Consider the following 24,233-nt stretch of genomic DNA (forward strand, 5'->3'; position numbering starts at 1 on the left):
CGGCGTGGTGGCGAGGCTCCTCAGACCTGGACGGATACCGTAGGGGAGTGGTGGATTACATCGGGCGCGCGCTGGTCGCCGACGCCCTGCGCGAGTGGCGCGAGCAGCTCCATGACCGCTCGTCCGTGTCGCCGCTGCGCGACATCGACGCCGCACGCGCACGCCTCATCGACATCCGTGCTGGCCACCCCTCGGGCCTTGCCCAGCTGTTCGCGGCGCGACCGACGGCGGTGTCCGCGATCCTGCGCGACCAGCAGGTGCGCGAGGCCGGCCTCCACAGGGCGCGTCTCATGCTCGACGAGGCCGAGAGCGTGCGGGCCGCCACGGGCGCCTGGACCGCCGCGCTCGTCATCGGCACGGTGGCGTGGACCGAGGGCGATCGCGCGATCGAGATGCCGCTGCTCATGCGGCCCGTGGGCCTCGACCGCTTCCGTTCCGACGACGTGCAGGTGACGCTGCGCGCGGAGACGGAGCTCAACCCCGTGTTCCACGCGCTCTTGCGCGAGCGCGCGGTGACCGCCGGCCGCGAGCTCACGCTGCCGCAGGTCTCGGGCGGCGCTGACTTCGATCCGCGACCGTTGTGGGAGGCCGTGCGCGGGCTCACCGACCTGCTCGGGGACGACCTCGAGGTGCGGGACAGGCTCCTGCTCGGCGCCTTCGACGACCCGGAGCAGCGCCTGCTCGACGATCTGGACGACTGCGATCCGGTGATCGCCGGCTCCACCGTGCTCGCGGCGGCCGCGGGCGACCACGACGCCCTCGCCCAGCTCCACGAGCCGCTACCGGCGTTCCCGCGCGGCGACCGCGACCCGTTCGCCGAGCGCGGCGTCGGAGACCTCGACGACGTCCAGTTCGCCGTCCTCGACCTCGTGGCCACCGGCCGCGACGTCTTCCTCCAGGCCCCGCCCGGAGCCGATGCGGTGGGCATGGCGGCGGCGCTCGCCGCCGATGGCGCCGCGTCCGGGCGCACCGTCGGCGTCATCGGCGGCGCCGACAGGACCCTCACGGCGATCGTGTCGCGGCTGCGCGCGCTCGGTGCGTCCGACCTGGTGATCGACGCGACCGTGCCGTCGTGGAACGCCGAGGCCCGCTCGCGCCTGCTCGAGTCGATCACGATGGGCACGCCTCAGGTCGACGACGCGTCGCTGCGCACGTCGGGCGAGACGCTGCTGCGCACCCGCGCGGAGCTGCACCGTCGCTTCGATGCGCTCCACCGCTCGCACCGCCCGTGGGGTGTGAGCGCCTTCGAGTCCGTGCAGGCGATCGTGCGGCTCACGACGTCCGAGCCGGCCCCCGGCACCGCGCAGCGCCTGTCGACCCAGGCGGGGGCCGTCGTGGCCGAGCACGGCTTCGCCTCGGTCGCCTCGGCGCTCGTGGGCGTCCTGCGCCCGTCCACGGGCGAGGACCAGCCGCGCGAGGTCATCGCCGCCGTGGCGCCGGCCGCCGAGGACGGCGCCGAGCCGTGGTGGCAGGGCGTCGCCGAGCCCGAGCAGGGCGTGCGCCTCAACGAGGCGCTCGCGACCCTCCTCGGCCGCGTGGTGCCGAAGCTGCGTGCCGAGGCGGCCATCGCCGCGCACGAGACCGGCGTCGACGAGGCCGGCTCCATGCTCGTGTGGATCGACCAGGTCCACATGTTCGAGGACCTGCGCGCGATCCTCGAGGTCTTCTCGCCAGCGGTCTTCCACCGCTCGCTGCACGACCTCGTCGCCGCGACCGCTCCGCACGGATCCCCTCGCCACGTCGACCTGCCGCGCCGCGAGCGCCGCGCACTCATGCGGCGCGCCGTCGAACTGCTGCGCCCCGGCCGGGGCAAGGAGTCGCTGCACGCCGACCTGGTGCGCGCCCACGAGCTGGCGCTGCGGTGGCGCTCGCACTGCTCCGCCGGCGGCTGGCCGTCCGTGCCCGACGACTACGACATCTTCACCGAGCGCGCCTCCGAGGCCGTGGCGCTGTGGGAGACGCTGCGCGGCCCCGTCGAATCCGTGGTCGCGGAGGACGAGGTCGCCGCGCTCGCCTGGGACGACATGGTGAGCCTCCTGGACAGGCTCGCCCAGGGCTTGCCGGGCATGCTCGAGGTGTCCGCCGCCGAGCCGCTCGAGATCGACGTCGAGTCGACGGGGTTCTCCGCCCTGATCGAGGACCTGCGCTCCCGGGACGCGTCCGACGCTCAGGTCCGCCGCGACCTCGAGTTCGCGTGGTGGGCCGCAGCCTTCGACGCCATCGTGTCCTCGGACCCGACCCTGACCGAGTACGGAGCTCTCGGCGACGCCGTCGAGCGCTTCCGCGGCGCCGATGCGGCCTTCGCCTCCTCACGCATCGGCCCCCTCATGCGAGCCGCGGCCGAGCGTCGCCGCACCGCGATCGCGCGTCACCCCGACGTCGCCCGCGACCTCTTCGCCGCCCTCGTCGAGGGCGGCCAGGCCTCGGTCAAGGAGCTGTGGCGCGACTACGGCTCGCTCACGAGCGCGCTGCGCCCGGTGGTCGTCGCGAAGGCGGAGCAGGTGTCGCGACTCGCACCGCCGTCCCGCGCGTTCGACATGGTGGTCGTGGTCGCGAGCGAGTCGCTCGCGCTCGCCGAGCTGGTGCCGGCCCTCGCGCGCGCCAAGCAGGTGGTCGTCATCGGCGACGCGCACGCCGCGACGCGCTCCGCGATCGCCGCGCTGGCCGCGATGCTGCCGCGCGTCACCCTGCACGCGACTCCCCAGGCGCGCGACGTGCGCGTCACCGCCGTCCTGAGTCGCGCCGCGTACGGCCGCAGCCTCGAGGCGCTGCCCGCGGCCCACGAGGCCGGGGCCTTCGAGGTGCGGATCATCGACGGCGTCGGCGCTCCCGTCGCGGGAGCCCGGGAGGTCGAGTCCACCCGATCCGAGGTCGCCGCCGTCGTCGAGCACGTCGAGCGCATCCACGCGTCGTTGCCTCGTCGGGGCATCGTCGTCGTGGCCGGCAACGACCTCCACGCCGCGCGGATCCGGGAGGCACTCTCCGACAGGTCGCCGCGCCTCGCGAGCGCCGTCGCGGTCGAGGTGCTCGGCGACGTCGCCGGCCCCGTCGTCGACGAGGTGGTGCTCGCACTGGGCTACGCCCGCGACGCCCGCGGAGCGCTGCCCGCGGCGCTCGGGCCGCTGTCCGAGCCGTGGGGGCGCGAGGCGCTCGTGCAGGCGCTCGTCGCGACCCGTGAGCGCCTGACGGTCTTCTCCGCCCTCGAACCCGCGCAGCTGCCGACCGAGTCCCCCGAGGGTGCTGGCGTCGACGACCTCCGCGAGCTCCTGCTCGCGGCAGGGGAGCGCGCCATCCCGCCCGAGCGACCCGAGCCGGCGCCCAGCGACTGGCTCCTGGCCGACGTCGCGCAGCGGCTGCGACTCATGGGCTACGGCGTGCACGTGCGGTACGGCTCGGGGCCCGACGCGGTCCCCATGGCCGTCGGCGGCCAGCGCGAGCGCGGGTACCGCATCGCGGTCGTCACGGACGAGGCCGCGCCCGCGGGCTCGGCGTCGTTGCGCGATCGCATGCGCTGGCAGCGGGCATCCCTCGAGTCGCTCGGTTGGACGGTCGTGCCGCTGTGGACCCTCGACGTCTTCATGGACCCCGATGCCGCCGCCGAGCAGGTGCGCGACGTGCTCGAGCGCACCGACCCGACCCCGGTCCAGGACTCGCTCGAGATCGTGCTGCCTGGCGCCGATGCGGCCGAGGCGCCGGAGCCCCAGCCGGCACCCTCCCGAGGCGACGCGGGTACGGGCGGTGCGGGCGCATCGGCGCTTGCCGTACCCGGAACGCTCGATCTCGGGTTCGACGAGCCGGCCGCTGCGCCGGGCGCGTCCGAAGCTTTGGGCGAGCACGTCACGGAAGCCGAGCAGGCGCTGGACGACGAGGCCACGCCCGATGAGGGCGGCGTCGCCATCCCCGACGGCGAGCCCGAGACCGCCGCCGAGGTCGATGCCGTCGCCACCGCTGACGATGCCAGCGACGACGCGATGGAGGACGCGGAGGCAGCAGGGGTCGAGCCCACAGGCGACGACTCGGCGACGGACGAGGAGCCGGCGGACGGCGACACCACGGACAGCGAGCCTGCATTTGAGGACGCGGTGGCAGAGGACGTGCTCCCCGAGGACGCCGAGTCAGATGAGGCGCCGAGCTATGAGCCTACGGACGACGACGTGCCCGCAGACCACGGTTCGCCCACGGACGAGGATTCGCCCACGGACGAGGATTCGCCCACGGAGGAGGCAGAGCCAACGGACGACGACGAGGACACCGACGGGCCCGCACCCGCCCCGCCGACGCTCCCGGTGCGTCAGCGCGGTGCCGACCGCCCGCTGATCCCCACGCGGGCGCGAGAGGACCTCGACGAGAGCTGGGGCGGTCGCGAGCGCGACAGCCGCGACGACGAGATCAAGCGCGAGCGCCCGCCGCACTGGTGAGCGGGGCTGCCGTGAGGGCGAAGCGCCCCTGCGTCAGGAGTCGGAGCCGCTCTTGGCGGCAGCGCGCGAGTCGGTCCGGTAGAAGCCCGAACCCTTGAACGTCACTCCGACGTTGCCGAAGACGCGGCGCACCGAGCCCTCGCAGGACGGGCAGGCTTCGAGCGCATCGTCGTGAATCGACTGGACAGCATCGAAGGTGTGTCCGCAGGCGCGACAGGCGTAGGCGTACGTGGGCATGAGCGCATTCTACGCTGTCAGGTCGGTCATCCCCTCCGGGGTGATGACGGCGTGCACGCCGATGTCGTGGGACTCGCGCGGCAGAGGCAGCTCGTCGGGGCCACGGAACTCCGCCGCGAAGGTCAGCGCGACGATCGGCACGCGGGGGTCGAGGCCCTCGAGAGCGCGGTCGTACCAGCCGCCGCCCTGGCCCAGTCGGGTGCCTCGAGAGTCGACCGCGAGGGCGGGCACGATCACCACGTCGGCGTCGTCGATCGCCTCGGGCCCGAGGAACTCGCCCGACGGCTCGGGCGGACGGCCCGGCGCACGCTCGATGAGGTCGTCGGCACCCTGGTACGGCGACCAGCCGCGCTGCAGCCCGTCGCCGAGGCGCGGCACGAGGATGCGCACGCCGCGCGCGTACAGCGCCTCGATGAGCGGCAGCGTCCCGGGCTCGTGCGCGCGAGACGCGTAGACGGACACGCACTGGGCGTCCCCGATCTCGGGCATCGCGAGGACGTGGTCGCGCAGCAGCTGGGCGAGCTCCTCGCGACGGCGCTCGGAGCGATGCAGCCGCGCCTTGCGGATCGACGTTCGCAGCTGCGCCTTGGCGTCCTCGGGAGCCGGTGCGCGCGTGCCTCGTTGTGACGTCGACATGCCTCCATCATGGCAGTCCCGTGTGACGTGCAGATGACGCGCGCCGCACGGCGCCGTGCTTGGTTGCCGGGCTTCGCGGGCCACGGGACAATGGCGCCATGACCGCTCGCAGCCTGGCCGACCATCGCGACGCCGTGGCAGCGGCTCTGAGGCCGGGCCAGGTGCTCGACGTCCTGCTCGCCGATGCGGTGGGCGCGACGCTCGCCGAGGACCTCGTCGCCCCGGCGGACATGCCGCCGGCTCCCGTCGCTGAGCGCGACGGCTACGCCGTCATGGCCGCCGACACCGCCTTGGCGAGCGCCGATGCGCCCGTCGCCCTCGCCGTGTCGCACGACGTCAGCTTCGACGTGCGCGCCCCCCGCCGCCACGTGCGCGGCGCCGCGGCGCGCATCCCGTCGGGCGCTGCCATCCCCGTGGGGGCCGATGCGGTGGTGGCCCTCGCAGACACCGACCTGGGCGTGGCTCGGGTCGCGATCGGCCGGCCGGTCGAGGCCGGCGACGGCGTTCGCCCCGCTGGCTTCGACGCGCGCGGCGGAGACGTGCTGGTGCCCGCCGGGACTCGCCTCGGACCGCGTCAGGTTGCCGCAGCGGCCGCGCTCGGACGGCCCCGCGTGCGCGTGCGCCCGGTGCCCCGCGTCGTCGTCATCGCGGTGGGCGACGAGCTCATCGAGCCGGGAGCGTCGCGGCCCGGCGGCGGCGTCGCGGAGGCGACGACCCACATGATCGCCGCGCTGGTCCAGGAGGCCGGTGCGAAGCCCTACCGGGTGGGCGCCGTGCCGGACGACGCGCTGCAGCTGCGCGGCGCGCTCGAGGACCAGCTCGTGCGCGCGGACATGGTGATCACGACCGGTGGCCTGTCCGACGGGCCCCAGGACACCGTCGCCGAGGTCCTCGCGCGCCTCGGCACGTTCGAGGCCGTGGACCTGCAGCTGCGCCCGGGCCGCCGGCACGGCCTCGGCATGATCGACGCGGGCGGGCGCGAGGTACCCGTGATCGCGCTGCCCGGCTCGCCCGCGGCCGCGGCGATGGGCTTCGAGGCCTACGTGCGCCGCGCCGTGCGCGTCCTGTGCGGCCATCCCAACGTCGAGCGCGCGCCGTTCCAAGCACGCTCGCGCAAGCGGTGGATCGCCTCGCCCGGCGTCGTGACGGGCATGCCCGTGATCGTGGACCGCGACCCGGGTGGTCTCCTGTCGGTCACGCCGCTCGGCGCGGAGAGCCTGTCCCTCGCGGACCTGGCACGCGCCGATGCGGTGGTCTGGTCGGGCCCCGAGCCCCAGGTGGTCGACGTGGGCGACGAGGTGCGCTGCACCGTCTGGGGCGGCTAGCGGTGAAGCCCGTGGAGCTCACCGCCGGGCCGATCACGCTGCGCTCGCTCGCCCGGCGCGACGAGACCGAGTGGATGGCAGTGCGGCGCCGCCACCGCGCGTGGCTCGCGCCGTGGGAGGCCGCGTCGCCTCCCGGGCGTGACGACCCATCCGTCACGTTCCCGCAGCTGGTGCGTCGCGAGCGCCAGCAGTGGCGCGAGGAGACCGCCTACCCGTTCGTCGTGCTGCACGATGGCTACCTCGTGGGTCGCGTGAGCGTGTCGGGCATTCGGTGGGGAGCTGAGTGCGGCGGGTCCGTCGGCTACTGGATCGCACAGTCGCACGCCGGCCGCGGCATCACCCCGCGGGCTGTCGCGCTCGCGAGCGAGTTCGCGTTCTCGCGCGGCCTGCACCGGCTCGAGATCGCCGTCCGTCCGGAGAACGTCGCGAGCCGTCGGGTCGCCACCAAGCTGGGCTTCCGCGAGGAGGGCCTACGGGACTCGTACCTCTACATCGACGGCGCCTGGCGCGACCATCTGGTCTTCGCTCTGACTCAAGGTGAGCCCCGAACCGGCCGATATTGGTCGGATGGGTCCTGACACGCCGCGCGCCATCCGCGGCTGAGGGTGCCGGGCGCCGTACCGTCGTGCCATGGTTCCCGCAGGACTTCTCGCGATCATCGCTCTTGGCCTCGTGATCGCCTACGTCCTGCCTCAGCGGGTCCGCGAGCGCGGCGAGTACGCCCTCGTTCGCGTCGACGACCGCTACTCCTCGGACATGCGCGTCGTGAAGTCCTCGGCCGAGCGCGTCGAGCGCAAGGTCGCCCGTCCCTCCGCCGACTCGGGCGAGCTGCCGTTGCTGCGCACCGGCGGGACCCGCGCGAGCGCGCGCGTCGAGCACATGTCGCGCCCCGCCACCCCGCTGGACCGCGCCGCCGTGCACGCGCAGCGCGAGCAGCACGCGATGCGCCGCGACCGCGCGCGCATCGGAGCTGCCCGGGCCGCCCAGGCCAAGCGCCGCGGCTACGTCGCCCTCGCCGCGACCCTCGCCGCCACCCTGGCGTGGTCGCTCGTGATCTTCGCGGGCGCATCGGCCGTGCTGGGAGCCATCGCCACGTCCGTCCTCGTGGGCGTCGTGACGTCGAGCTCCCGGGCGGCCTCCGCGCAGCGCAGGGCTGACGCCGACCTGCTCGCGGTGTCTCGCGAGGTCGAGGCCGCGGCGACCGCCACACAGGCGCTGCGCATCGTGTCCCGCGAGCGTGCCGCAGGCCACGAGGCCGAGCCGTCCGACGTCGCCACCCAGGCCATCCGCATCGTCACCGCCGAGGACCTCGCGCCGCTCGCCGCCCCGGCCGTCGTGCCGTCGCCCGAGCTGCCCGTCGAGGAGGCCGAGACCGGCACCCCGTGGGTCCCGCAGGACATGCCGGCGCCCGCCTACACGCTCAAGCCGACCGTGCGCCAGCGCGAGGCCCGGCCCATCTCGGACGACGACTACGACGTCGCGAAGGCGCGCGCCGCCCGCTGGGGCGACCTGCGTGCCGACGACGCGCCCGAGCGCTCGACCGCGGCCTACGAGGTGGACGAGGCCGCTCCCACGACGGCAGCGCTGGACGCGATCCTCGCTCGCCGCCGCCGCGCCTCCGCCTAGCACCCGTTCACACGGGAGGATCTGCGGATCTGCCGTTGGTTCGCGCGCGCGAGCAGCAACTGCCGGGACATTCGCGAGAACGTCCGGAGCGACGCCCCGCGCCGGCCGCGTCAGGCGTGGTGCGCGACCACCGCGACCTTCTCGAAGAGCCGGTCGAACACGGGCTCGCGGTCGAACTGCATGGCGTGGATCCGCGCCCGCGCCCGGTGGGCCGACCGGGCGGCGGAGCTCATCCCCAGCACCGCGGTGTCGATCGCGCCCGCGATCGCGGCCGGGTCCGAGATGGGCACCATCAGCGCCGTCTCGCCCACGGCCTCGGGGATGCCGCCGGTCGGGCAGGTGATGACCGGGCCGCCGCCGGCGAGCATCTCCTCGACCAGCGCGATCCCGAAGGTCTCGGTGAACTCCTTGCCGGGCTTGGACGGCAGCGCGTACGCCGCGCAGGCCGCCATGAGGTGCGGCTTCTCCTCGTCGCCGACGTCGTCGAGGAAGGAGATCCGCTCGGCGGCCGGCGAGGACGCCGCGTACTCGCGCAGTTCGGCCGCGTCGGGCCCGCGCCCCGCGATGACGAGGTTCATCGAGTGCCCCGCCATCGAGGCGGAGAACCCGTCGATGAGGTCCGCGACACCCTTCGAGAACCCCAGGCGCGACAGGTACAGGATGTAGCCGTCGCGCACGAGCCCGCGCGCGGCCAGGTGGCGCTCGGTCTCGGCAGGGTCGAGGTCGAGGTAGGCGGACGTGTCGATCGCCGGGTACGAGATGCCGATGCGGTCGCGGCACTGCGCGGCGAAGTGGGTCCCGTGCCGGGCGTCGATCTGCTCAGCCGCCTCGACGATGACGTCCTTGGTGTACTCCGACACCGCGACGCAGACGTCCTGCTCGAGGTACGCCGACAGCACGTGCGCGGCCGCGCCGAAGCGGTCGGACTCGACGCACTCCTGGACCACGGCCGTGACGTCGGAGCCGACGGCCTCCGCGATCGTGGTGACGTCCATCGGCAGCCCGGTCGAGCGGGCCACCCGCACGGCGTCGGCGACGGCGAGCGTGTGGGGCGACAGGTACAGCGACATGCACACGGTGGGGACACCGTCGGTGAACAGCTCGACGAGCCGGCCCACGAGGCCCGCGAGGTAGCGGCCGTCGGGGATCTTGTAGCCGCCCACGGGCTCGGGACGCTCGACGGTGATTCCCGGGCTGTACGGCATCACCGTGTCGAGCGGCTTGAGCGGCAGCCCGGTCTCCTCGAGCCGGTCGAGGGGCCACGACAGGATCCGCACGTCGTCGAAGCCGCGCGCGAGAGCCGCCTCCGCGAGGTTGCGGGCCTCGCCCGAATGGCCGCAGATGACCGGGTCGGCGCGCACGACGATGACCAGGCGGCGGTCAGGCTTGACGTTCATGATGTCTCCTCGATGATCTCGGGGGCCGATGCGGGGATCGGGTCTGGCTCGACCTGGGCGGTCGGGGTCGGCCGGGGCGTCGGTGCTCCAGCCGGTCGGGAGGACGGGGGCCGCTGGTCGCGGCCCCAATCGCTGGGCTCAGGGCCCAGCGCGATGTGAAGCCGGCCGCCCTCGTGGAGCTGGGCGCCGGACAGCCAGGGCGTCTCGAGGGAGGCGCCGTTGAAGCTCACGGCCTGCACGTACTGGACCGGGCCGCCGGGCTCGGGCTCGACGAAGCCGGAGGTGTCGATGGTGAGGGAGCCGTGCGCCATGGGCAGCGTCGCGTAGCGGAACGACGGCGGGTGGATGAGGAAGATGTTCTGGCCGGCGACGGGGAACAGGCCGAGCGCCGCCCAGACATACCAGCTGGACAGCCCGCCCGAGTCGTCGTTGCCCGGCAGCCCGCCGCGTCCCGTGCCGAACTGCTGGCTGACGATCGCGTGCACCACCTCGGCCGTGCGGTCCGGGCGACCCGCGTAGTAGTACGCCCAGGGCGCCTCCATGTCGGGCTCGTTGTTGAGTCCCTCGAAGCGTCCCAGCTCGTACCCGGCCGCCATCTCCTCCGCCGACGGGGCGAGCCCAGGCTGGACCACCGCATCGGCTCCGTAGCCGAAGAACTCGTCGAGCTGCGCGACGAACCGCTCGTCGCCGCCCGCCAGGGCGATGCGACCCTCCATGTCGTGCTGCAGCCGGAACGAGTAGTTGTGGCGCGTGCCCTCGTAGTACGTCGAGTCCTTGAGCAGACCCGTACCCGGGTCGTAGGCGTTGACCCAGCGGGTGGCGAGCTCCTCGAACTCGGCGGCGAGCGCATCGTCCCCCACCACGGAGGCGATGTGGCGCGTGCACCAGTAGCCAAACGACAGGTCGAGCGTGTGGCTGATCGGGTGCGCGTGCCCGTGGAGCAGGTAGTCCTCGCCGTACGTGCGGCGCAGGTCCGTCGACAGGTGCACGAGCGCCCAGTCCCAGTCGATGCCGGGCAGTCCCAGCTGGCAGATGTCGGACAGCAGCGTGTGCGCGAGCGCGCTGCCCTGGCGGCCGAAGCGGTCCGACCCGCGGGCCATCCGGTAGCCGATGGGCAGGTTGCCCTCCTCCTCGCAGATGGTCAGCAGCGCGTTGGCGAGCTCGACGGCCTTGTCGGGCAGCAGCGCGGTGAGCAGCGGCAGCTGGGTCCGGTAGATGTCCCACATGGTCGACACGTCGAACACCCAGGGGCCCTTGGACGGCCAGAACGGGCTCTCGTCGGCGGCGAAGGACGGCTTGATGAGCGAGTGGTAGAGCGCGGTGGCGAACACCTGGCGGCGCTCGCTCGACGGCGTCTCGACGCGGATCGCGTCCAGGCGCTCGCGCCACTGCGCCTCGGTGCGGGTGCGGCGCTCGTCGAAAGCGGGGGCCGCGTCGTCGGTGTCGCGGCGCAGGTTCTTGCGCGCCTGGTCCACGCCGCGCAGGGAGAAGCCGATGCGCAGCTCGACGGTCTGGCCCGCGAGGGACGGCCCCGCCCACATGAGGCCGAAGGGCCGCAGCGTGGTGGGGCGGATGTGGTCGAGGTCGAGGCGGGTGCCGCCGGGCATGAGGCGACGGTCGTACCAGAGCATCTGGCGCCAGCCCTCGACGTCGCACTCGAGGTGGACGGCGAGGGGCGCGCCCTCGACCACGATCTCGCCCTGGGCCACGCCGGGCGCGACGGACTCGAGGTGGCCGCGCAGCGGCACGGTGGCGCCGTAGGGGATCGCGAGCCCGCCCATCGAGAAGTCGACCACCACGCGGGCGTCGTGGTGCTCGGGGAAGGTGTACCGGTGGATCGCGGACTTGGGGCCCACCGTGATCTCCGCGCGCACGCCGCTGTCGAGGGTCGCCGAGTAGTAGCCGGGGCTCGCGGTCTCGTGGGTGAGCTCCCACGTGCGGCCGAGCACGTCGAGCGGCTCGAGCATGGGGCTGACGCGGAAGTAGTTGTAGTACTTGCGGATCGCGCCCGTGCCGGACTGCTGGAAGTGGGTGAAGCCCGAGGCGTGGTCGCCGTCGTGCAGCCGCGGCGGCAGGCCCTCCGTCGACAGGTCGTACGCGCCGTACCCGGTGGGGTAGCCGCCCGAGTACGCGCACGCGGACACCATCCCGAGCGGGTACGTGGCGCCGGGGTGGGTGTTGCCGACCTGCGGCTTGGGCCACCACCAGGTCGCGGCCAGGCCCGTCTGCGCGGGCAGGTCCGTCTCGCCCGTCCCGATGAAGGGATCGACGTCTTCGATCACGCGCGCCTCCGTCCCGTGCGGGAGCGGGACCACCGCTGCTCCCGCCGTTCCCTGACGGTACGACGGCGGCTTTGCGCAGTCATTGCGGAAATGTGACGGTCTGATGACGGCCGATGCGCGTGCTGGGTCGCCTCACGGCCCCACCTCGGCGAGGTGGGTGGGTGGTCCCGGGTCAGGCGAGCGGGTAGTCGACGTACGCGAGGCTGCGGGAGTCGGGCGCCCAGCTCGGCACGTTGATGGTGCCCTGTCCGCCGAAGAGGTAGACGAGGTCGCGACCGTCCGAGCCGTCGGGACGGGCGAGGCGGAGGATCACGTCGAGGTTCTCGGGATGGCCCAGGGTGCCGGCCGGGAAACTGACGTAGGCCATCATCGAGCCGTCGGGGCTGACGTGGGGGAACCAGTTGACCCGCTCGTCGTGGGTGAGCTGCTCCACGTCTGAGCCGTCGGGCCGCATGCGGAACAGCTGCGCATGCCCCGCGCCCGTGTCCGCGCGCTCCGAGTTGAAGTAGACCCACGCGCCGTCCGGCGAGAACTCCGCGCCGTCGTCGGGGAAGGCGTCGTCGGTGAGCTGCACGTCCTGCCCACCCTCGGTGGGGACGGTGAAGACGTTGGTGACGACCGCATCGGCGCTGCGGGACAGGCCGATGTAGGCGAGCAGCGCTCCGTCGGGGGAGATCCCGTGGAGGTAGTGGTGGAAGTCAGGGCCGCGGTCGTTCGTCACGCGCCGGTGGGATCCGCCGGCGTACGGCACCGCGTAGATGTGGCCGTCCTCGGCCGAGACGAAGACGGTGGCGCCGTCGGGGCTCAGCACGTGGTCGTTGTTGATCTCCGGCACGCCCGCGAGGTCGATCTCCGTGAGGTGCTCCTGCGAGCCGTCGGCGGCGATGCGGAACAGCCGGCCGTCGCCGTTGACGACGAGGTCGCGGCCGTCGGGGCTCCAGTTGGGGGCCTCGATGAGCAGGTCCGCCGACTCGAGCACCACGCGGCGCTCGCCGGTCTCCAGGTCGATGACCCAGAGCCGCGAGCGCTGCCCCGGCAGGTGCGTGCGGGGCACGTCAGCCGTCGATCGTGGTGGGCTCCTTGGGGATGGCCTTGCCCAGGAGGTACGCCTGGACCATGCCGGCGACGCCGATCAGCACGAGCGAGACGCCGGTGACGATGACCAGGGCGACGGCGCTCCAGGTGGGGACCACGAGGACGACGATGCCCGCGATGATCGCGATCGCGCCGCGGGCGTAGCCCCACGCCGAGCCGCCGCCGCGGCCGGTCTGCGCCAGCGTGGCGATGCCCTCGATGATCCAGCCGATGCCGATGAGCACGATGACGATGATCGTCAGCACCTCGGTGGCCGCCGCCAGGTTCTTGAGCACCACGATGCCGCTGAGCAGGAGGAACAGGCCCAGGATGATGTTGAGGACGCGGAAGCCGGTCGAGCTCTCGCGCATGAAGATGCCGACGCCGATGCGGACGACGCCGGAGATCGTGAAGAACGCACCGGTGAGCGCGCCGAGCACGACGAGGGTGGCGCCCGGCCACACGATGAGCGCGACGCCGATCGCCAGCGCGATGAAGCCCAGCACGCCGATCATGGTGCGCGCGAAGCCCACGGCCTTGCGGCCCATCTGGTCGGCGTCGATCGCGATGCCATCGATGTTGAACTGCGGGTACTGCTGCGACATGCCTGCTCCTTGGGTGCGATGTGGTGCGTCTGTGCTCATGCTAGCGATGGCAGGCGCGCGGATTGCGGAAGCGGTCCCGACAGGTGGTAATCTGTCTGAGCACTTTGGGGCTGTGGCGCAGTTGGTAGCGCGTCTCGTTCGCAATGAGAAGGTCAGGGGTTCGATTCCCCTCAGCTCCACTACTGAAGACCGCCTGCCGAGCAGGCGGTCTTCTTTCTTTGTCTGGGCGAGGTCCACGCGGCAGTGGTGCGCCTGGACTACCGTGGGCCTCCGCGAGAGGGAGGCGCCATGGGCGACGCGCACGACACCGCGGAGGTCTGCGACCACTGCGGGAGTGCCGTGTCCGACGACGGATGGATCGGCCTCGAGATCGCTCGCGCGGGTACGCCCGGCGCGCCGTTCCACGACTACCTTGTCGGGAGCTTCTGCAGCCAAGCGCATGCTGCGGCCTGGCTTGCGAGGCCCCTTCCGGACCCCGAACCGATGGCGCCGTACGTGCCCTCGCTGCGTGACCGGCTCGAGGACGCGGGGATGGTGGCCGCGCTCGCCGTCACGCTCGGCTTCGCGACGGTGGGGCTGATCGTGGCTGCCCGGTGGGTGTGGACCGTAGTCTGACGCGCTCATTGCGCACCCCGCGGGAGGGCGACCCGATCGCTGCGGATCCGCGTCCCGACCGCGGCGATCCGGCCGTGTGCCATAACTGTACTTAGAGTACAGTTACGGCCATGCGGACAGAGATTCGTGCGAAAGGGCCGTCACGCGTTCAGCGGTGGGCGGTGCTCGCGACGGTGAGCGCCGGGCTCCTGATGATTGTGCTCGACAACTCGATCCTGTACACCGCCTTGCCGACCCTGACGCGAGAGCTGGGAGCAACGGGCTCGCAGGCGCTGTGGGTCATCAACGCCTATCCGGTGGTCATGGCGGGTCTGCTGCTCGGCAGCGGCACGCTCGGAGACAGGGTCGGTCATCGACGCATGTTCCTGATCGGACTCGCCATCTTCGGCGGCGCCTCGCTCGTGGCGGCCTTCGCTCCGACCGCGGGAGTGCTGATCGGATCTCGCGCCGTGCTTGCCGTGGGAGCCGCTTGCATGATGCCCGCCACCCTTGCGCTCATCGCCATCACGTTCGAGGACGAGCGCGAACGCAACGTGGCCTTCGGCGTGTGGGGCTCCATCTCGACAGTGGGCATGGCGCTGGGGCCGATCGTCGGCGGCGCTCTACTCGAGGCCTTCTGGTGGGGATCGGTCTTCCTCGTCAACGTGCCCATCGTCGTCGCAGCGTTCCTTGCGACCATCGCGCTCGCCCCAGCCAACGACCCGCATCCCTCGAAGCGGTGGGATCTGCTCTCGTCGGTGTGGGCTCTGATCGGCCTCGTCGGCGCGGTCCTGGTGATCAAGGAACTTGCTCACCTCCCTCAGGACTGGGGTCTCATCGCCGTGGCCGCGACGGCATCGGCCATCGGATTCGTCCTCTTCGTGCGGCGCCAGCGACGCCTGTCCGAGCCGCTCCTCGAGTTCTCGATCTTCCGCGACCCCAAGTTCGCCTCGGGTGTGATCGCGGCGTCGCTGGCGATGTTCGCGGTTGCGGGCGTTCAGCTCATCACGACCCAGCGCTACCAGCTGCTCGAAGGCATGAGCCCTCTCGAGGCAGGCCTGCTGGTCGCCGCTGCCGCTCTCGGGGCGTTGCCCGCCTCGCTCGCAGGCGCAGCGATGCTGCACCGCACGGGTCTGCGGCCCATCCTCACCGGTGGGCTTGCGATCGCGTTGGTGGGATCCGTGCTCGTGGCTCTCGGCGCGCACGGCGCCATGCCGTTGCTCATCGTCGGCCTGGTGGTGCTGGGCATCGGCACGGGGCTGGCGATGGCCGTCGCCTCGATCGCGATCGTCGGTGGGGCGCCGCCAGGGCGCGAAGGCATGGCGTCCTCTGTCGAGGAGGTGTCCTATGAGTTCGGGTCGCTCACTGCGGTTGCTCTGCTCGGCAGCCTGGTGACGTTCGTGTACTCAGTGGTGGTCGACCTTCCGAGCGGTGTCCCCGAGGGCGCGCGCGATGGTCTGCCTGAGAGCCTTGCGCTCGCGGACTCGCATCCAGGGCTGTTCGACGCCGCGCACGACGCCTACGGCGTCGCCTACACCGTCACCATGCTGGCGATCGTCGCTGTGCTGGCTGTCGCGGTCGTCGCCACGGCGCGAACGCTGCGGGGTGATGCCCACCGCCAGGCGACTCGCACTGGGGCCTCCGAGCCGGGGGTGGACCGTGCGTCCCAGTAAACGATCGGAGATCATCGCGGCGGCCTTGCGCGTCGTGGAGCGCGATGGTGTCAACGCCGTGACCTATGAGTCCGTGGCTGCCGAGGCCGGCCTCACGAAGGGCGGCCTCGTCTACCACTTCCCGTCGCGAGAGTCGCTGCTGGTGGCTCTCCAGCAGCACCTCGCAGACGCGTGGGAGCTCGCCCTGGTCGACGCCGCCGGCAAGGCCGTTGAGGAGACCTCAGCGCAGGAGCGCTCCGCGGCGTACGCACGCGTCGCGGCCACGAGCGCGACCAGGGCGGAACTGCTGCTCGTCCTCGAGGCTGCGATCGATACGGCACAGGCGACTCCCTGGACGCGGCTCATGGGCGCCTGGGCGCCTCCCGTGCCGACTGCCGTGCCGCTCTCCGATGAGGACGCCGACAGGCTCATCGCCTACCTTGCTGCCGACGGTCTGTGGGTGTTCGACGCGATCACGGGCACGCCGTTGCCCGCGGACGTGCGGGCGCGCCTGAGCGAGCGGATCCTGCACCTGACGCGGCAGTCGTCGCACGGCACCGAGAGCGCAGGTGGGCGGGGCGAACCAGCAGATGCGGATCCTGAGGGCTGATCCGCTCGCATCGGAGGGCGTGACCCTGTCGGGGGGCGTGAGCCTCGTGACGGCTTCTGCGGCTCCCGCGCCTGCCAAGGCGAACGGCGGCACTTCCTCGTTGCCCCACCCGGGTGAGAGCATGGCGGCATGCGCCGCGACGTCTCCTCCCACCTGGTCATCGAAGCCGCCGGCCCCGTCCGCATGGTGCTCGCGATCGCCGTCGCCGACGGCCGCGCCGCCTCGGAGGAGCTCACCGTCACGCAGGACGGTCTGCCCGTTGAGGTGGCCGAGCTCCGCGAGGAGCACGGCGGGCGTCTGCACTCGTGCGACGTCACCGCCGGACGGGTCGAGGTGACCTACCGGGCCACGGTCGAGGGGCACGCCGACCCTGCGCCCTTCGAGCTCATCGATGAGGTCCGCTTCCTGCGGCCGAGCCGCTACTGCGAGTCGGACACGCTGCTGCCGGTCGCGTCGGCCGAGTTCGAGGGCCTGACGGGCTTGGACCTGCTCGCCGGCGTCTCCAGCTGGGTCGGCACGCAGCTCACCTACGACGGAGCGTCCACCGACCCGACCGACGGCGCCGCGGCGACGCTGCTGTCGCGGCGCGGCGTGTGCCGCGACTTCGCCCACCTCGTCGTGGCGCTGCTGCGCGCTCTTGACGTCCCTGCCCGCGTGGTCGCCGTCTACGCGCCCGGCCTCGAGCCCATGGACTTCCATGCCGTCGCGGAGGCCCTCGTCGACAACCAGTGGTGGGTGGTCGACGCGACCAGCCTCGCGCCCCGGCAGTCGATGGTCCGCATCGCGACCGGCCGCGACGCGGCGGACACCGCCTTCCTCACGACCATCGGCGCCGACATCGAGCTGGTGTCGATGGAGGTGACGGCGACGGCCGATGCGCTGCCCGCGGACGACGTGCGGGTGCCGGTGCAGCTCGCCTAGCGGGTCCTCGGCCCGGGTGTGCGCGCGCACTACCGTGGTGCCGTGGACATCCTGGTGGTGGCGTCAACCGTGCCGGCTCACGCCGACGACGCGGTGCCGCGGTTCGTGCTCGACGAGGCGCTCGCCCTCGCCGCAGCGGACCCCGACGTCACCGTGCGGATCCTCGCGCCCCACACGCCGTCCTCGCGCTCGCGGCCGTGGCCGCAGGAGGAAGGCGCCGACGGTCGCGTCACCCAGGATCGGTTCGCCTACGCGCCACGGCGCTTCGAGACCCTCACGGCACGCGGCATCATGCCGGCGATTCGAGACCGGCGCGCGATGGCGCTCGTCGTGCCGCTGCTCGTGCTTGGCGAGCGTCGTGCCCTCCGCCACGCCCTCCGCGCCCAGCGTCCCGACGTGGTGCACGCCCACTGGTTCACGCCGCAGGCGATCGTCGCGGCGGGCGTCTGCGGGCGGGCCGGCGTCCCCTTCGGGTTCACGACGCACGCCGCCGACGTCGCGGTGCTGCGCCGGCTCGGATCGCTCGGCAGGCGCATCGTGCAGCGGGTCACTGGGCGGGCCGCATTCGTCACGGCGGTGAGCCGGCAGACGGCGGAGCGGCTGCTCGGTTTCTACCGAGCAGACCTCCGCGGCAGCGTGCGCGGGCGCATCCGGATCGCGCCGATGGGCGTGAACATCCCCGCCGTCTCATCCGTTGCGGGCGACCCGCACACGGTCGCCGTCGTCGCCCGGCTGGTCGAGAAGAAGGGCATCCACGTCCTGCTCGATGCCTGGCCCGCGGTGCGCGCAGCAGTGCCCGACGCTCGGCTCGTCATCGGCGGCGACGGGCCGATGCGCTCTCAGCTCGAGCGCGCGGCCGCGCCTCTCGCGGGGGTCGAGTTCAGGGGGTACGTCACCGGCGACGCCAAGGCGGCGCTCGAGGCGGAGGCTGGCATCGTCGCGGCACCGTCCGTGGTCGCCGCCGATGGCGACGTCGACGGCCTGCCCGTCGCGGTGCTCGAGGGCCTCGCCCGCGGCGCGTTCGTGGTCGCGAGCGACGCCTCGGGAGCGCAGGACCTGCTCGCCGCGAGCCCGGCCGGCGCGGTGGTGAGATCGGGCGACTCCACGGCCCTCGCATCGGCCCTCATCGATGCCATGCGGCGCGGCGCGACCGAGCTCGCCGAGTCGGCGCGCCCCGCTCGTGAGCTCGCGGACTCCGTCTCCTGGGATGTGCTCGCCCCGCGCACGCTGGAACGCCTCCGCGCTGTGGCAGGGTTGCCCGCGTGAACGTGCTCGTCATCAACTCGGATCTCGCCGCGAACCGTGGCGACCGCGCCATCGCCGCGGGCCTCATCGCCCTCGTGCGCGACACGATCCCGGGCGCGGACATCACGATCGTGTCGCAGGAGGCCGAGCGGGACGCCGCGTGGTTCGGCGCCACGGTGATCGACCAGGGGATCCACTCGCTCAGCCCGCTCGACCTGTTCCTGCTGATGCGCGCCGCACGTGCCGCGGACCTCGTCCTGTGGGGCGGCGGCGAGCTGCTCAAGGACTACACCAACCGCCTGGGCGTCTGGTACTGGGCGACCAAGATGCGCTGCGTCACCTGGGCGAACCCCCAGGTCATCGGGGTCTTCCAGGGCATCGGCCGCACCGAGGCGGCGTCGAGCCGGCGCCTCATCGCGTCCACCGTGCGGCGGACCCGGGCGTTCCTCACGCGCGACACGCAGTCGAAGGACCTCCTCGAGGACTGGGGCGTGCCGGCCGGGACCGTGACGGCGAGCTTCGACAGCGCGGTCTACGCGACCGAGATCCCCGGAGACTTCGCGCGTCCGGCCGAGCGCTACGCGGTCCTCGCGCCGCGCCGGTGGTTCCACTACCGCCACGGCGGCTGGCTGCCGCACCGGTGGCGCCGCAACCCCGGCGGCACCGAGCGCGCCGACGCCCTGACGGCGCGGCTCGTCGAGGCGATCGACGCGCTCGTCGAGTCCCACGGGGCCGTCGTCCTGGTACCGATGCACATGGACGAGGACCCCGCCTACGCTCGGCAGCTGCGCTCGCGGGCGGCCCGCCCCGAGGCGGTCCACGTCCTGGACGCGGACGACCTCGGCCCCGAGCAGCTGCGCGGCGTCATCGCCGGCGCCGACGTCATGGTGGCGCTGCGCCTCCACGCCGGCATCGTCGCGACCTCCGTCGGTGTGCCGACGGTGACCTACTACTACGTCGACAAGGGCAGGCTGTTCGCCAGCCAGGCAGGCGCGGATGCCGTCACGCGTCCCCTCGAGCGCCTCCTGGAGGCCGATGCGCTCGCCGACCTGGCATCGATGGTCGCCGCGGTCGAGGGTGACGACGCCGCGCAGGCGGACACGGCCGCTCGCCTGGAGACGATGCGCTCGCGCCTGCGCGCGGACTTCGCCGCGGCGCTCGGCGCTGCCGGGGTGGGCGTCGCGGGCGGCACGGGTGTCGCGGCGTCCGACGCGGAGGGCGGCGCGTGACCCGCGACGAGGGAGCCGGCCGCACACCGGACCCCTCGCCGCCGACGGGCGCGCGCGCCACCACGGGTCGGTGGGCGACGGTCGCGCGGTGGGCGTTCTACGCCGCCATCGCCGCGGCGTTCGCGTGGTTCGTCTGGACGGTCGACTGGGACGCCCTCGACGGCGTCGAGCTGGGCTGGGGCTGGATCGCCGCCGCGACGGCGGTCGCGCTCGCGTTCCGTTACCTCGGCGTCGTGGTCTGGCGGGTGGTGCTGGTCCGCCTCGGCGCGCATCGCTTGCCGCGGTTCCGGGTGCTCGCGGACGTGTACGCGCGGGCGTGGCTCGCGCGCTACATTCCGGGGACCCTGCCGTGGATCGCCGGCAAGATCCTGCTCGCCGCGGAGCAGGGCATCTCGAAGTCCCGCCTCGCGGTGTCGACGCTCGTCGAGGCCGCCGCGCAGGTGGTCGCGGTCGGCGCCGTCTCGTTGACGCTGCTCGCGACCGACCCGCGGATCGGCGAGATCTCCCCGGCGCTGCGCATCGTGGTCGCGGTGGGCGCCGTGGCCGCGTTCGTCGCGATGGCCCCGCCGGTGTTCAACCGCATCCTCGCGCTTGGCTTCCGCCTCCTGCGCCGGGGCACCGCTGTGCCAGTCGGGTGGCCCGTCGTCCGGGACGCCGTGCTGCTGTACGGTGGCGGCGCACTCCTGTCGGGCCTCGCCTACGCGCTGCTCATGCGCGCCGTCGTGCCGGAGGCCGACGGCCGCGACCTGCTGTTCGCCGTCGGTGCGTTCGGCTTCGCGGGAGTGGTCGGGATCCTGACCCCCTTGGTGCCGAGCGGCCTCGGCACGCGCGACGCCACCCAGCTGGTGCTGCTGCTCGTGATCCTGCCGGCGCCCACCGCGGCGCTCGTGGTGCTGCTCAGCCGGGTGTGGTCGGCCGCGGTCGACGTCCTGTTCTGGGCGGTCGCCGCGCTCGCGGCCCGCATCGGGCGTGCCAGCGCCACCCTGCCACCCCGCCCCTGACAGCCTGAACCAAGCTGACAGTTCGAACCAAGGGGTGCGGCGACACCCCGAGCCAGCCAGCGCATCGGCCCTCCAGCGCGGCGTGGTGCCCTGCCGTTGGTTCGAACTGTCAGGCGCGGGAGGCGGGCCGTGTCCATCGCACCGCGCACCGCCGTCACCCGACAGTTTCGAACATCTCGGCTCGTGACACCCCGCTGGCGTGCGAGCCGCGCCCCTCGCGCGCGGCGCGTCGCGACGCGGATGTTCGGAACTGTCGGTGGTCGAAGGCGGCGCGGCCCCCAGACACCAAGCGGGGGCGAGGCTAGATCGCCGCGTGCTCCGCGACCGTGAGCCCGAACAGGTCCTTGGGGTCGGCGGGGTCCGCGATGATGTCGATCTCCTCGACGAAGTCGGTGCCCGTGATGGCCTCCCGCAGGTGCCGCAGCGCGGAGAAGTCCTCCATCGCGAAGCCCACGGAGTCGAACACGGTGACCTGCTCATCGGCGGTGCGGCCCAACGCCTCGCGGTTGAGCACGTCCCACAGCGCCGTGACGGGGAAGTCTGCAGGCATCTGCTGGATCTCGCCCTCGATGCGGGTCTGCTCCTCGAACTCGATCGCGACCAGGTCGGCGCGCGTGAGGATCGCGGCGTCGAGCTCGGTCTTGCCGGGGCAGTCGCCGCCGATCGCGTTGATGTGCACGCCCGGCTCGATCATGTCCGCGGTGAGGACGGTGGCGTTGGTCTTGTCGGCGGTGCAGGTGGTGATGACGTCCGCGCCGGCCACGGCGTCGGCGGCGCTCGTCGCGCGGCGCACGCGCAGCCCGCTGCCGGCCATGTTGCGCTCGAACTTGTCGAGGGCGGCGGGGTCGGTGTCCCACACGGCGACGGACTCGATGCCGATCGCCGCGCGCATCCCGAGCGCCTGGAACTCGGCCTGGCTGCCGGCGCCGATGAGCGCGAGGTGCGTCGAGTCCGGCCGCGCGAGGGCGCGAGCGGCGACGCCGGACGTCGCGGCGGTGCGCAGGGCCGTGAGCAGCGTCATCTCCGCGAGCAGCACGGGGTAGCCGCTCGCGACGTCCGCGAGCATGCCGAACGCCGTCACGGTCTGCAGCCCGCGCGCGGGGTTGGACGGGTGCCCGTTGACGTACTTGAAGGCGTACTGGGCGCCGTCCGAGGTAGGCATGAGCTCGATGACGCCCACGGGGGAGTGCGAGGCGATGCGCGCGGTCTTGTCGAACCGGCGCCAGTGGCGCAGGTCCTCCTCGACGGTGTCCATCATCGATGCGATGATCGCCTCGGCGCCGACCGCCGAGATCCATCGCCGCATCTGCGGCACTCCCACGAACTGCACCATGTGCGGCCTCCACCCGAGTCTGCGTCCTCCGCGCCCGTCGCGGGGACTCTTCCAGTCTCGCAAAGTGTTCGTGCGGCTTTCTTGACAGGGACGGGTGTTCCTTGCGTAGTCTCATGCCTGATCGCATGATTCATGCGGAGCGACGCAAGAAATGGGGAGCGGATGAGCGTCGACGACCTGGACCGTCGAATCCTGGCCATGCTGAGGGCCGACGGCAGGGCCAGCTTCGCCCACATCGGCGACGAGGTGGGACTGTCGCCCTCCGCCGTGAAGCGCCGCGTGGACCGCATGGTCGCCGACGGCGTGATCCAGGGCTTCACGGCCCTCATCGATCCCGAGATCGAGGGCCGTTCGACCGAGGCCTACGTCGAGCTCTTCTGCCGTGGCACGGTCGCCCCGGCGGAGCTCACCCGAATCCTCAGCCAGATCCCGGACGTCGACGAGGCGTTCACGGTCACCGGCAGCGCCGATGCGATCGTCAGGATCCGCGCGCAGAGCCCGCCGCACCTCGAGGTCGCCCTGGAGAAGGTGCGTCTCGCGCCGCAGGTCGACTCGACCCGGTCCGCGATCGTGCTGTCGAGGCTCTTCGGCCCGAACGCCGCGGACCCGCTCGACGGCCGTCCGCGATAGGGTCACAAGTCAGCAACGACGCGCGCGGGCCGGGAACCTTTCGGCCGCGCCAAGGGTTGTCGGGGTGCCCCGTCGGCCTGCACGGCCGCTTCGGCGCGCGCTGAACGACCCGAGACCTCCCACAGACATCTGGAGTCCTTTCCTGTGAACAAGCACCTCCCCTGGGTCGCGGCCTCCGCCGCGGCCGCCCTGGTCCTCGCCGGCTGCTCCGGCGGCGGCGACGAGCCCGAGGCGTCCGCGACGCCCGCCTTCGACGGCACCGGCTTCGGCGCCGAGGAGGACCTCGCCGTCCTCCAGGGGCTGACCTGGACCGAGGACGCCGACGGCAACCCCACGCTCGAGTTCGAGACCCCGGAGTCGGTCGGCGCCGTCGCCACCATGGTGGTCGACGCTGGCGAGAGCGAGCCTGTCCAGGAGGGTGACGTCGTCGCCCTCGACTACACGATGGTCAACGGCTCCGACGGCACCGTCCTGTACTCGACGTACACGGCCGGCGCGCCCGAGCCGATCACGCTGGCCGAGGAGACCTTCGACCCCGAGCTGTGGGACGCGCTCCTGTCGACCGGCGTCGGTGGCGAGATCATCTACGCGAGCGTCGACGCCGCGGCCGAGACGCCCGACGAGTCCACGGTCTTCATGGCGATGACGATCTCCGAGTCGACCACGCCGCTCGAGTCCGCGGAGGGCACCGAGGTCGAGCCCGAGTCCGGCCTGCCGACCATCACGTTCGGCGAGGACGGCATCCCATCCGTGTCGTTCGACGGCGCCGAGATCTCCGAAGAGCTCATCGTGCAGCCGCTCATCGAGGGCGAGGGTGACGTCGTCGAGGCGACCGACACCGTCGTCGCTCACTACACCGGATGGCTGTGGGACGGCGAGCAGTTCGACTCGTCGTGGGACCGCGGCGCTCCGACCGCCTTCTCGCTCACCGGCGTCATCTCCGGCTGGACCGAGGGGCTCGCCGGCCAGACCGTCGGCTCGCGCGTCCTCCTGGTGATCCCGCCGGACATGGGCTACGGAGCCGAGGGCAACGCCTCGATCCCTGGCGACTCGACGCTCGTGTTCGTCGTCGACATCCTCGCGGCCCTGTAGCCGCCGAGCATTCACCGCGACGCCGGTCGCCCCTGAGGGGGTGGCCGGCGTCGCTGCGTTCCGGGGGCATGCCAGCGCTGCCGCCAGCTTCGCGCCGTATCGCTTAACGCACGGCTGGGACGCGTGAGGCGAGTGTGATTCGTGGTCGCGCCCACCAGTCACCTGCGACGCACCCGCCACAGCCGTGTGTTGAGTGGCACGCGGGTACCGGCACCCGCCCTGAGCGCCGATGCGCGGGCTGGCTCGCGCGGCGTACGCGGACTGCGCGAACGTGTGGAGCGCCGATGCGTGGGCCGAGGTGTGCGGCGTGTGCTCTGAGCGCCGAT

General features: G+C 72.8%; 20 protein-coding genes and 1 tRNA gene. 14 read left to right on the top strand and 7 right to left on the bottom strand.

Features of this window, described 5'->3' with window-relative positions:
* The first annotated feature begins 47 nt into the window (after positions 1-47).
* The gene (locus B7K25_RS09965; RefSeq protein WP_144018965.1) at positions 48-4,418 is read left to right on the top strand and encodes a hypothetical protein; all 4,371 of its coding nucleotides are present in this window, start codon (positions 48-50) and stop codon (positions 4,416-4,418) included.
* 33 nt (positions 4,419-4,451) lie between these two features.
* Here B7K25_RS09965 and B7K25_RS09970 read toward each other — a convergent pair whose 3' ends face one another.
* Both B7K25_RS09970 and B7K25_RS09975 read right to left on the bottom strand, forming a co-directional pair.
* Entirely contained in the window at positions 4,452-4,655 is a 204-nt protein-coding gene (locus B7K25_RS09970) for an FmdB family zinc ribbon protein (protein ID WP_084105917.1), read from the bottom strand.
* A gap of 9 nt (positions 4,656-4,664) precedes the next feature.
* Positions 4,665-5,291, bottom strand: coding sequence for a 5-formyltetrahydrofolate cyclo-ligase (locus B7K25_RS09975; RefSeq protein WP_084105918.1), 627 nt, complete (start codon positions 5,289-5,291; stop codon positions 4,665-4,667).
* A 98-nt stretch (positions 5,292-5,389) separates the two neighbouring features.
* Here B7K25_RS09975 and glp point away from each other — a divergent pair, with 98 nt between their 5' ends.
* The 3 genes from glp to B7K25_RS09990 are packed head-to-tail and all read left to right on the top strand — an operon-like array spanning position 5,390 to position 8,242.
* Positions 5,390-6,616 (top strand): gephyrin-like molybdotransferase Glp, encoded by a 1,227-nt coding sequence (glp, locus tag B7K25_RS09980; RefSeq protein WP_084105919.1) that lies wholly within the window; start codon positions 5,390-5,392, stop codon positions 6,614-6,616.
* Between the two features lie 11 nt (positions 6,617-6,627).
* On the top strand, positions 6,628-7,194 hold the full coding sequence (locus tag B7K25_RS09985) for a GNAT family N-acetyltransferase (protein WP_144018966.1): 567 nt from the start codon (positions 6,628-6,630) through the stop codon (positions 7,192-7,194).
* A gap of 52 nt (positions 7,195-7,246) precedes the next feature.
* The gene (locus B7K25_RS09990; RefSeq protein ID WP_084105920.1) at positions 7,247-8,242 is read left to right on the top strand and encodes a hypothetical protein; all 996 of its coding nucleotides are present in this window, start codon (positions 7,247-7,249) and stop codon (positions 8,240-8,242) included.
* A gap of 110 nt (positions 8,243-8,352) precedes the next feature.
* Here the strand turns inward: B7K25_RS09990 and B7K25_RS09995 are convergent, their stop codons facing one another.
* From B7K25_RS09995 to B7K25_RS10010, 4 genes are all read right to left on the bottom strand, one after another.
* Complete coding sequence (locus B7K25_RS09995) at positions 8,353-9,639, bottom strand: glycosyltransferase (RefSeq protein WP_084105921.1); 1,287 nt, start codon at positions 9,637-9,639, stop codon at positions 8,353-8,355.
* Positions 9,636-11,921, bottom strand: a complete 2,286-nt coding sequence (locus B7K25_RS10000; protein ID WP_084106199.1) for a glycoside hydrolase domain-containing protein — start codon at positions 11,919-11,921, stop codon at positions 9,636-9,638. Before B7K25_RS10000 ends, B7K25_RS09995 begins: the two co-directional genes overlap by 4 nt.
* Before the next feature lie 172 nt (positions 11,922-12,093).
* On the bottom strand, positions 12,094-12,975 hold the full coding sequence (locus B7K25_RS10005; protein WP_084105922.1) for a TolB family protein: 882 nt from the start codon (positions 12,973-12,975) through the stop codon (positions 12,094-12,096).
* A 1-nt stretch (position 12,976) separates the two neighbouring features.
* Entirely contained in the window at positions 12,977-13,600 is a 624-nt protein-coding gene (locus B7K25_RS10010; protein WP_159450181.1) for an HdeD family acid-resistance protein, read from the bottom strand.
* Positions 13,601-13,706: 106 nt separating this feature from the next.
* Here B7K25_RS10010 and B7K25_RS10015 point away from each other — a divergent pair.
* From B7K25_RS10015 to B7K25_RS10050, 8 genes are all read left to right on the top strand, one after another.
* Positions 13,707-13,779, top strand: a tRNA-Ala gene (locus B7K25_RS10015).
* 109 nt (positions 13,780-13,888) lie between these two features.
* On the top strand, positions 13,889-14,215 hold the full coding sequence (locus tag B7K25_RS10020; RefSeq protein WP_084105924.1) for a hypothetical protein: 327 nt from the start codon (positions 13,889-13,891) through the stop codon (positions 14,213-14,215).
* A 110-nt stretch (positions 14,216-14,325) separates the two neighbouring features.
* Positions 14,326-15,867: an MFS transporter gene (locus B7K25_RS10025; RefSeq protein WP_084105925.1), complete on the top strand. Its 1,542-nt coding sequence runs from the start codon at positions 14,326-14,328 to the stop codon at positions 15,865-15,867.
* Complete coding sequence (locus tag B7K25_RS10030; RefSeq protein ID WP_255376146.1) at positions 15,803-16,456, top strand: TetR/AcrR family transcriptional regulator; 654 nt, start codon at positions 15,803-15,805, stop codon at positions 16,454-16,456. Before B7K25_RS10025 ends, B7K25_RS10030 begins: the two co-directional genes overlap by 65 nt.
* 129 nt (positions 16,457-16,585) lie before the next feature.
* A complete protein-coding gene (locus B7K25_RS10035) occupies positions 16,586-17,377 on the top strand; it encodes a transglutaminase family protein (RefSeq protein WP_084105927.1) in 792 nt (263 codons plus the stop codon).
* Positions 17,378-17,419: 42 nt separating this feature from the next.
* The gene (locus B7K25_RS10040) at positions 17,420-18,643 is read left to right on the top strand and encodes a glycosyltransferase (protein ID WP_159450182.1); all 1,224 of its coding nucleotides are present in this window, start codon (positions 17,420-17,422) and stop codon (positions 18,641-18,643) included.
* Positions 18,640-19,851: a polysaccharide pyruvyl transferase family protein gene (locus tag B7K25_RS10045; protein WP_144018967.1), complete on the top strand. Its 1,212-nt coding sequence runs from the start codon at positions 18,640-18,642 to the stop codon at positions 19,849-19,851. Before B7K25_RS10040 ends, B7K25_RS10045 begins: the two co-directional genes overlap by 4 nt.
* A complete protein-coding gene (locus B7K25_RS10050) occupies positions 19,848-20,852 on the top strand; it encodes a lysylphosphatidylglycerol synthase domain-containing protein (RefSeq protein WP_084105930.1) in 1,005 nt (334 codons plus the stop codon). The genes B7K25_RS10045 and B7K25_RS10050 overlap by 4 nt, the downstream gene beginning before the upstream one ends.
* 301 nt (positions 20,853-21,153) lie before the next feature.
* Here B7K25_RS10050 and B7K25_RS10055 read toward each other — a convergent pair whose 3' ends face one another.
* Positions 21,154-22,185 carry an ornithine cyclodeaminase gene (locus tag B7K25_RS10055; protein ID WP_084105931.1) on the bottom strand — a complete coding sequence of 344 codons (1,032 nt, stop codon included), beginning with the start codon at positions 22,183-22,185 and terminating at the stop codon, positions 21,154-21,156.
* Between the two features lie 162 nt (positions 22,186-22,347).
* Between B7K25_RS10055 and B7K25_RS10060 the strand changes: the two genes are divergently transcribed.
* Positions 22,348-22,815, top strand: coding sequence for an Lrp/AsnC family transcriptional regulator (locus tag B7K25_RS10060; RefSeq protein ID WP_084105932.1), 468 nt, complete (start codon positions 22,348-22,350; stop codon positions 22,813-22,815).
* Positions 22,816-22,959: 144 nt separating this feature from the next.
* Positions 22,960-23,907 carry an FKBP-type peptidyl-prolyl cis-trans isomerase gene (locus B7K25_RS10065; RefSeq protein ID WP_084105933.1) on the top strand — a complete coding sequence of 316 codons (948 nt, stop codon included), beginning with the start codon at positions 22,960-22,962 and terminating at the stop codon, positions 23,905-23,907.
* Positions 23,908-24,233 lie beyond the last annotated feature (326 nt).

Origin of the sequence: Demequina sp. NBRC 110056, assembly GCF_002090155.1 — a bacterium.
GTDB lineage: Bacteria > Actinomycetota > Actinomycetes > Actinomycetales > Demequinaceae > Demequina.

Excerpts from the sequence above, each read along its gene's own strand:
- glp (WP_084105919.1), top strand. The coding sequence starts at position 5,390 with ATGACCGCTCGCAGCCTGGCCGACCATCGCGACGCCGTGGCAGCGGCT.
- B7K25_RS09990 (WP_084105920.1), top strand. The coding sequence starts at position 7,247 with ATGGTTCCCGCAGGACTTCTCGCGATCATCGCTCTTGGCCTCGTGATC.
- B7K25_RS09970 (WP_084105917.1), bottom strand. The coding sequence starts at position 4,655 with ATGCCCACGTACGCCTACGCCTGTCGCGCCTGCGGACACACCTTCGAT.
- B7K25_RS10025 (WP_084105925.1), top strand. The coding sequence starts at position 14,326 with ATGCGGACAGAGATTCGTGCGAAAGGGCCGTCACGCGTTCAGCGGTGG.
- B7K25_RS09975 (WP_084105918.1), bottom strand. The coding sequence starts at position 5,291 with ATGTCGACGTCACAACGAGGCACGCGCGCACCGGCTCCCGAGGACGCC.
- B7K25_RS10030 (WP_255376146.1), top strand. The coding sequence starts at position 15,803 with ATGCCCACCGCCAGGCGACTCGCACTGGGGCCTCCGAGCCGGGGGTGG.
- B7K25_RS10060 (WP_084105932.1), top strand. The coding sequence starts at position 22,348 with ATGAGCGTCGACGACCTGGACCGTCGAATCCTGGCCATGCTGAGGGCC.
- B7K25_RS10020 (WP_084105924.1), top strand. The coding sequence starts at position 13,889 with ATGGGCGACGCGCACGACACCGCGGAGGTCTGCGACCACTGCGGGAGT.
- B7K25_RS10010 (WP_159450181.1), bottom strand. The coding sequence starts at position 13,600 with ATGTCGCAGCAGTACCCGCAGTTCAACATCGATGGCATCGCGATCGAC.
- B7K25_RS10055 (WP_084105931.1), bottom strand. The coding sequence starts at position 22,185 with ATGGTGCAGTTCGTGGGAGTGCCGCAGATGCGGCGATGGATCTCGGCG.
- B7K25_RS10035 (WP_084105927.1), top strand. The coding sequence starts at position 16,586 with ATGCGCCGCGACGTCTCCTCCCACCTGGTCATCGAAGCCGCCGGCCCC.
- B7K25_RS09995 (WP_084105921.1), bottom strand. The coding sequence starts at position 9,639 with ATGAACGTCAAGCCTGACCGCCGCCTGGTCATCGTCGTGCGCGCCGAC.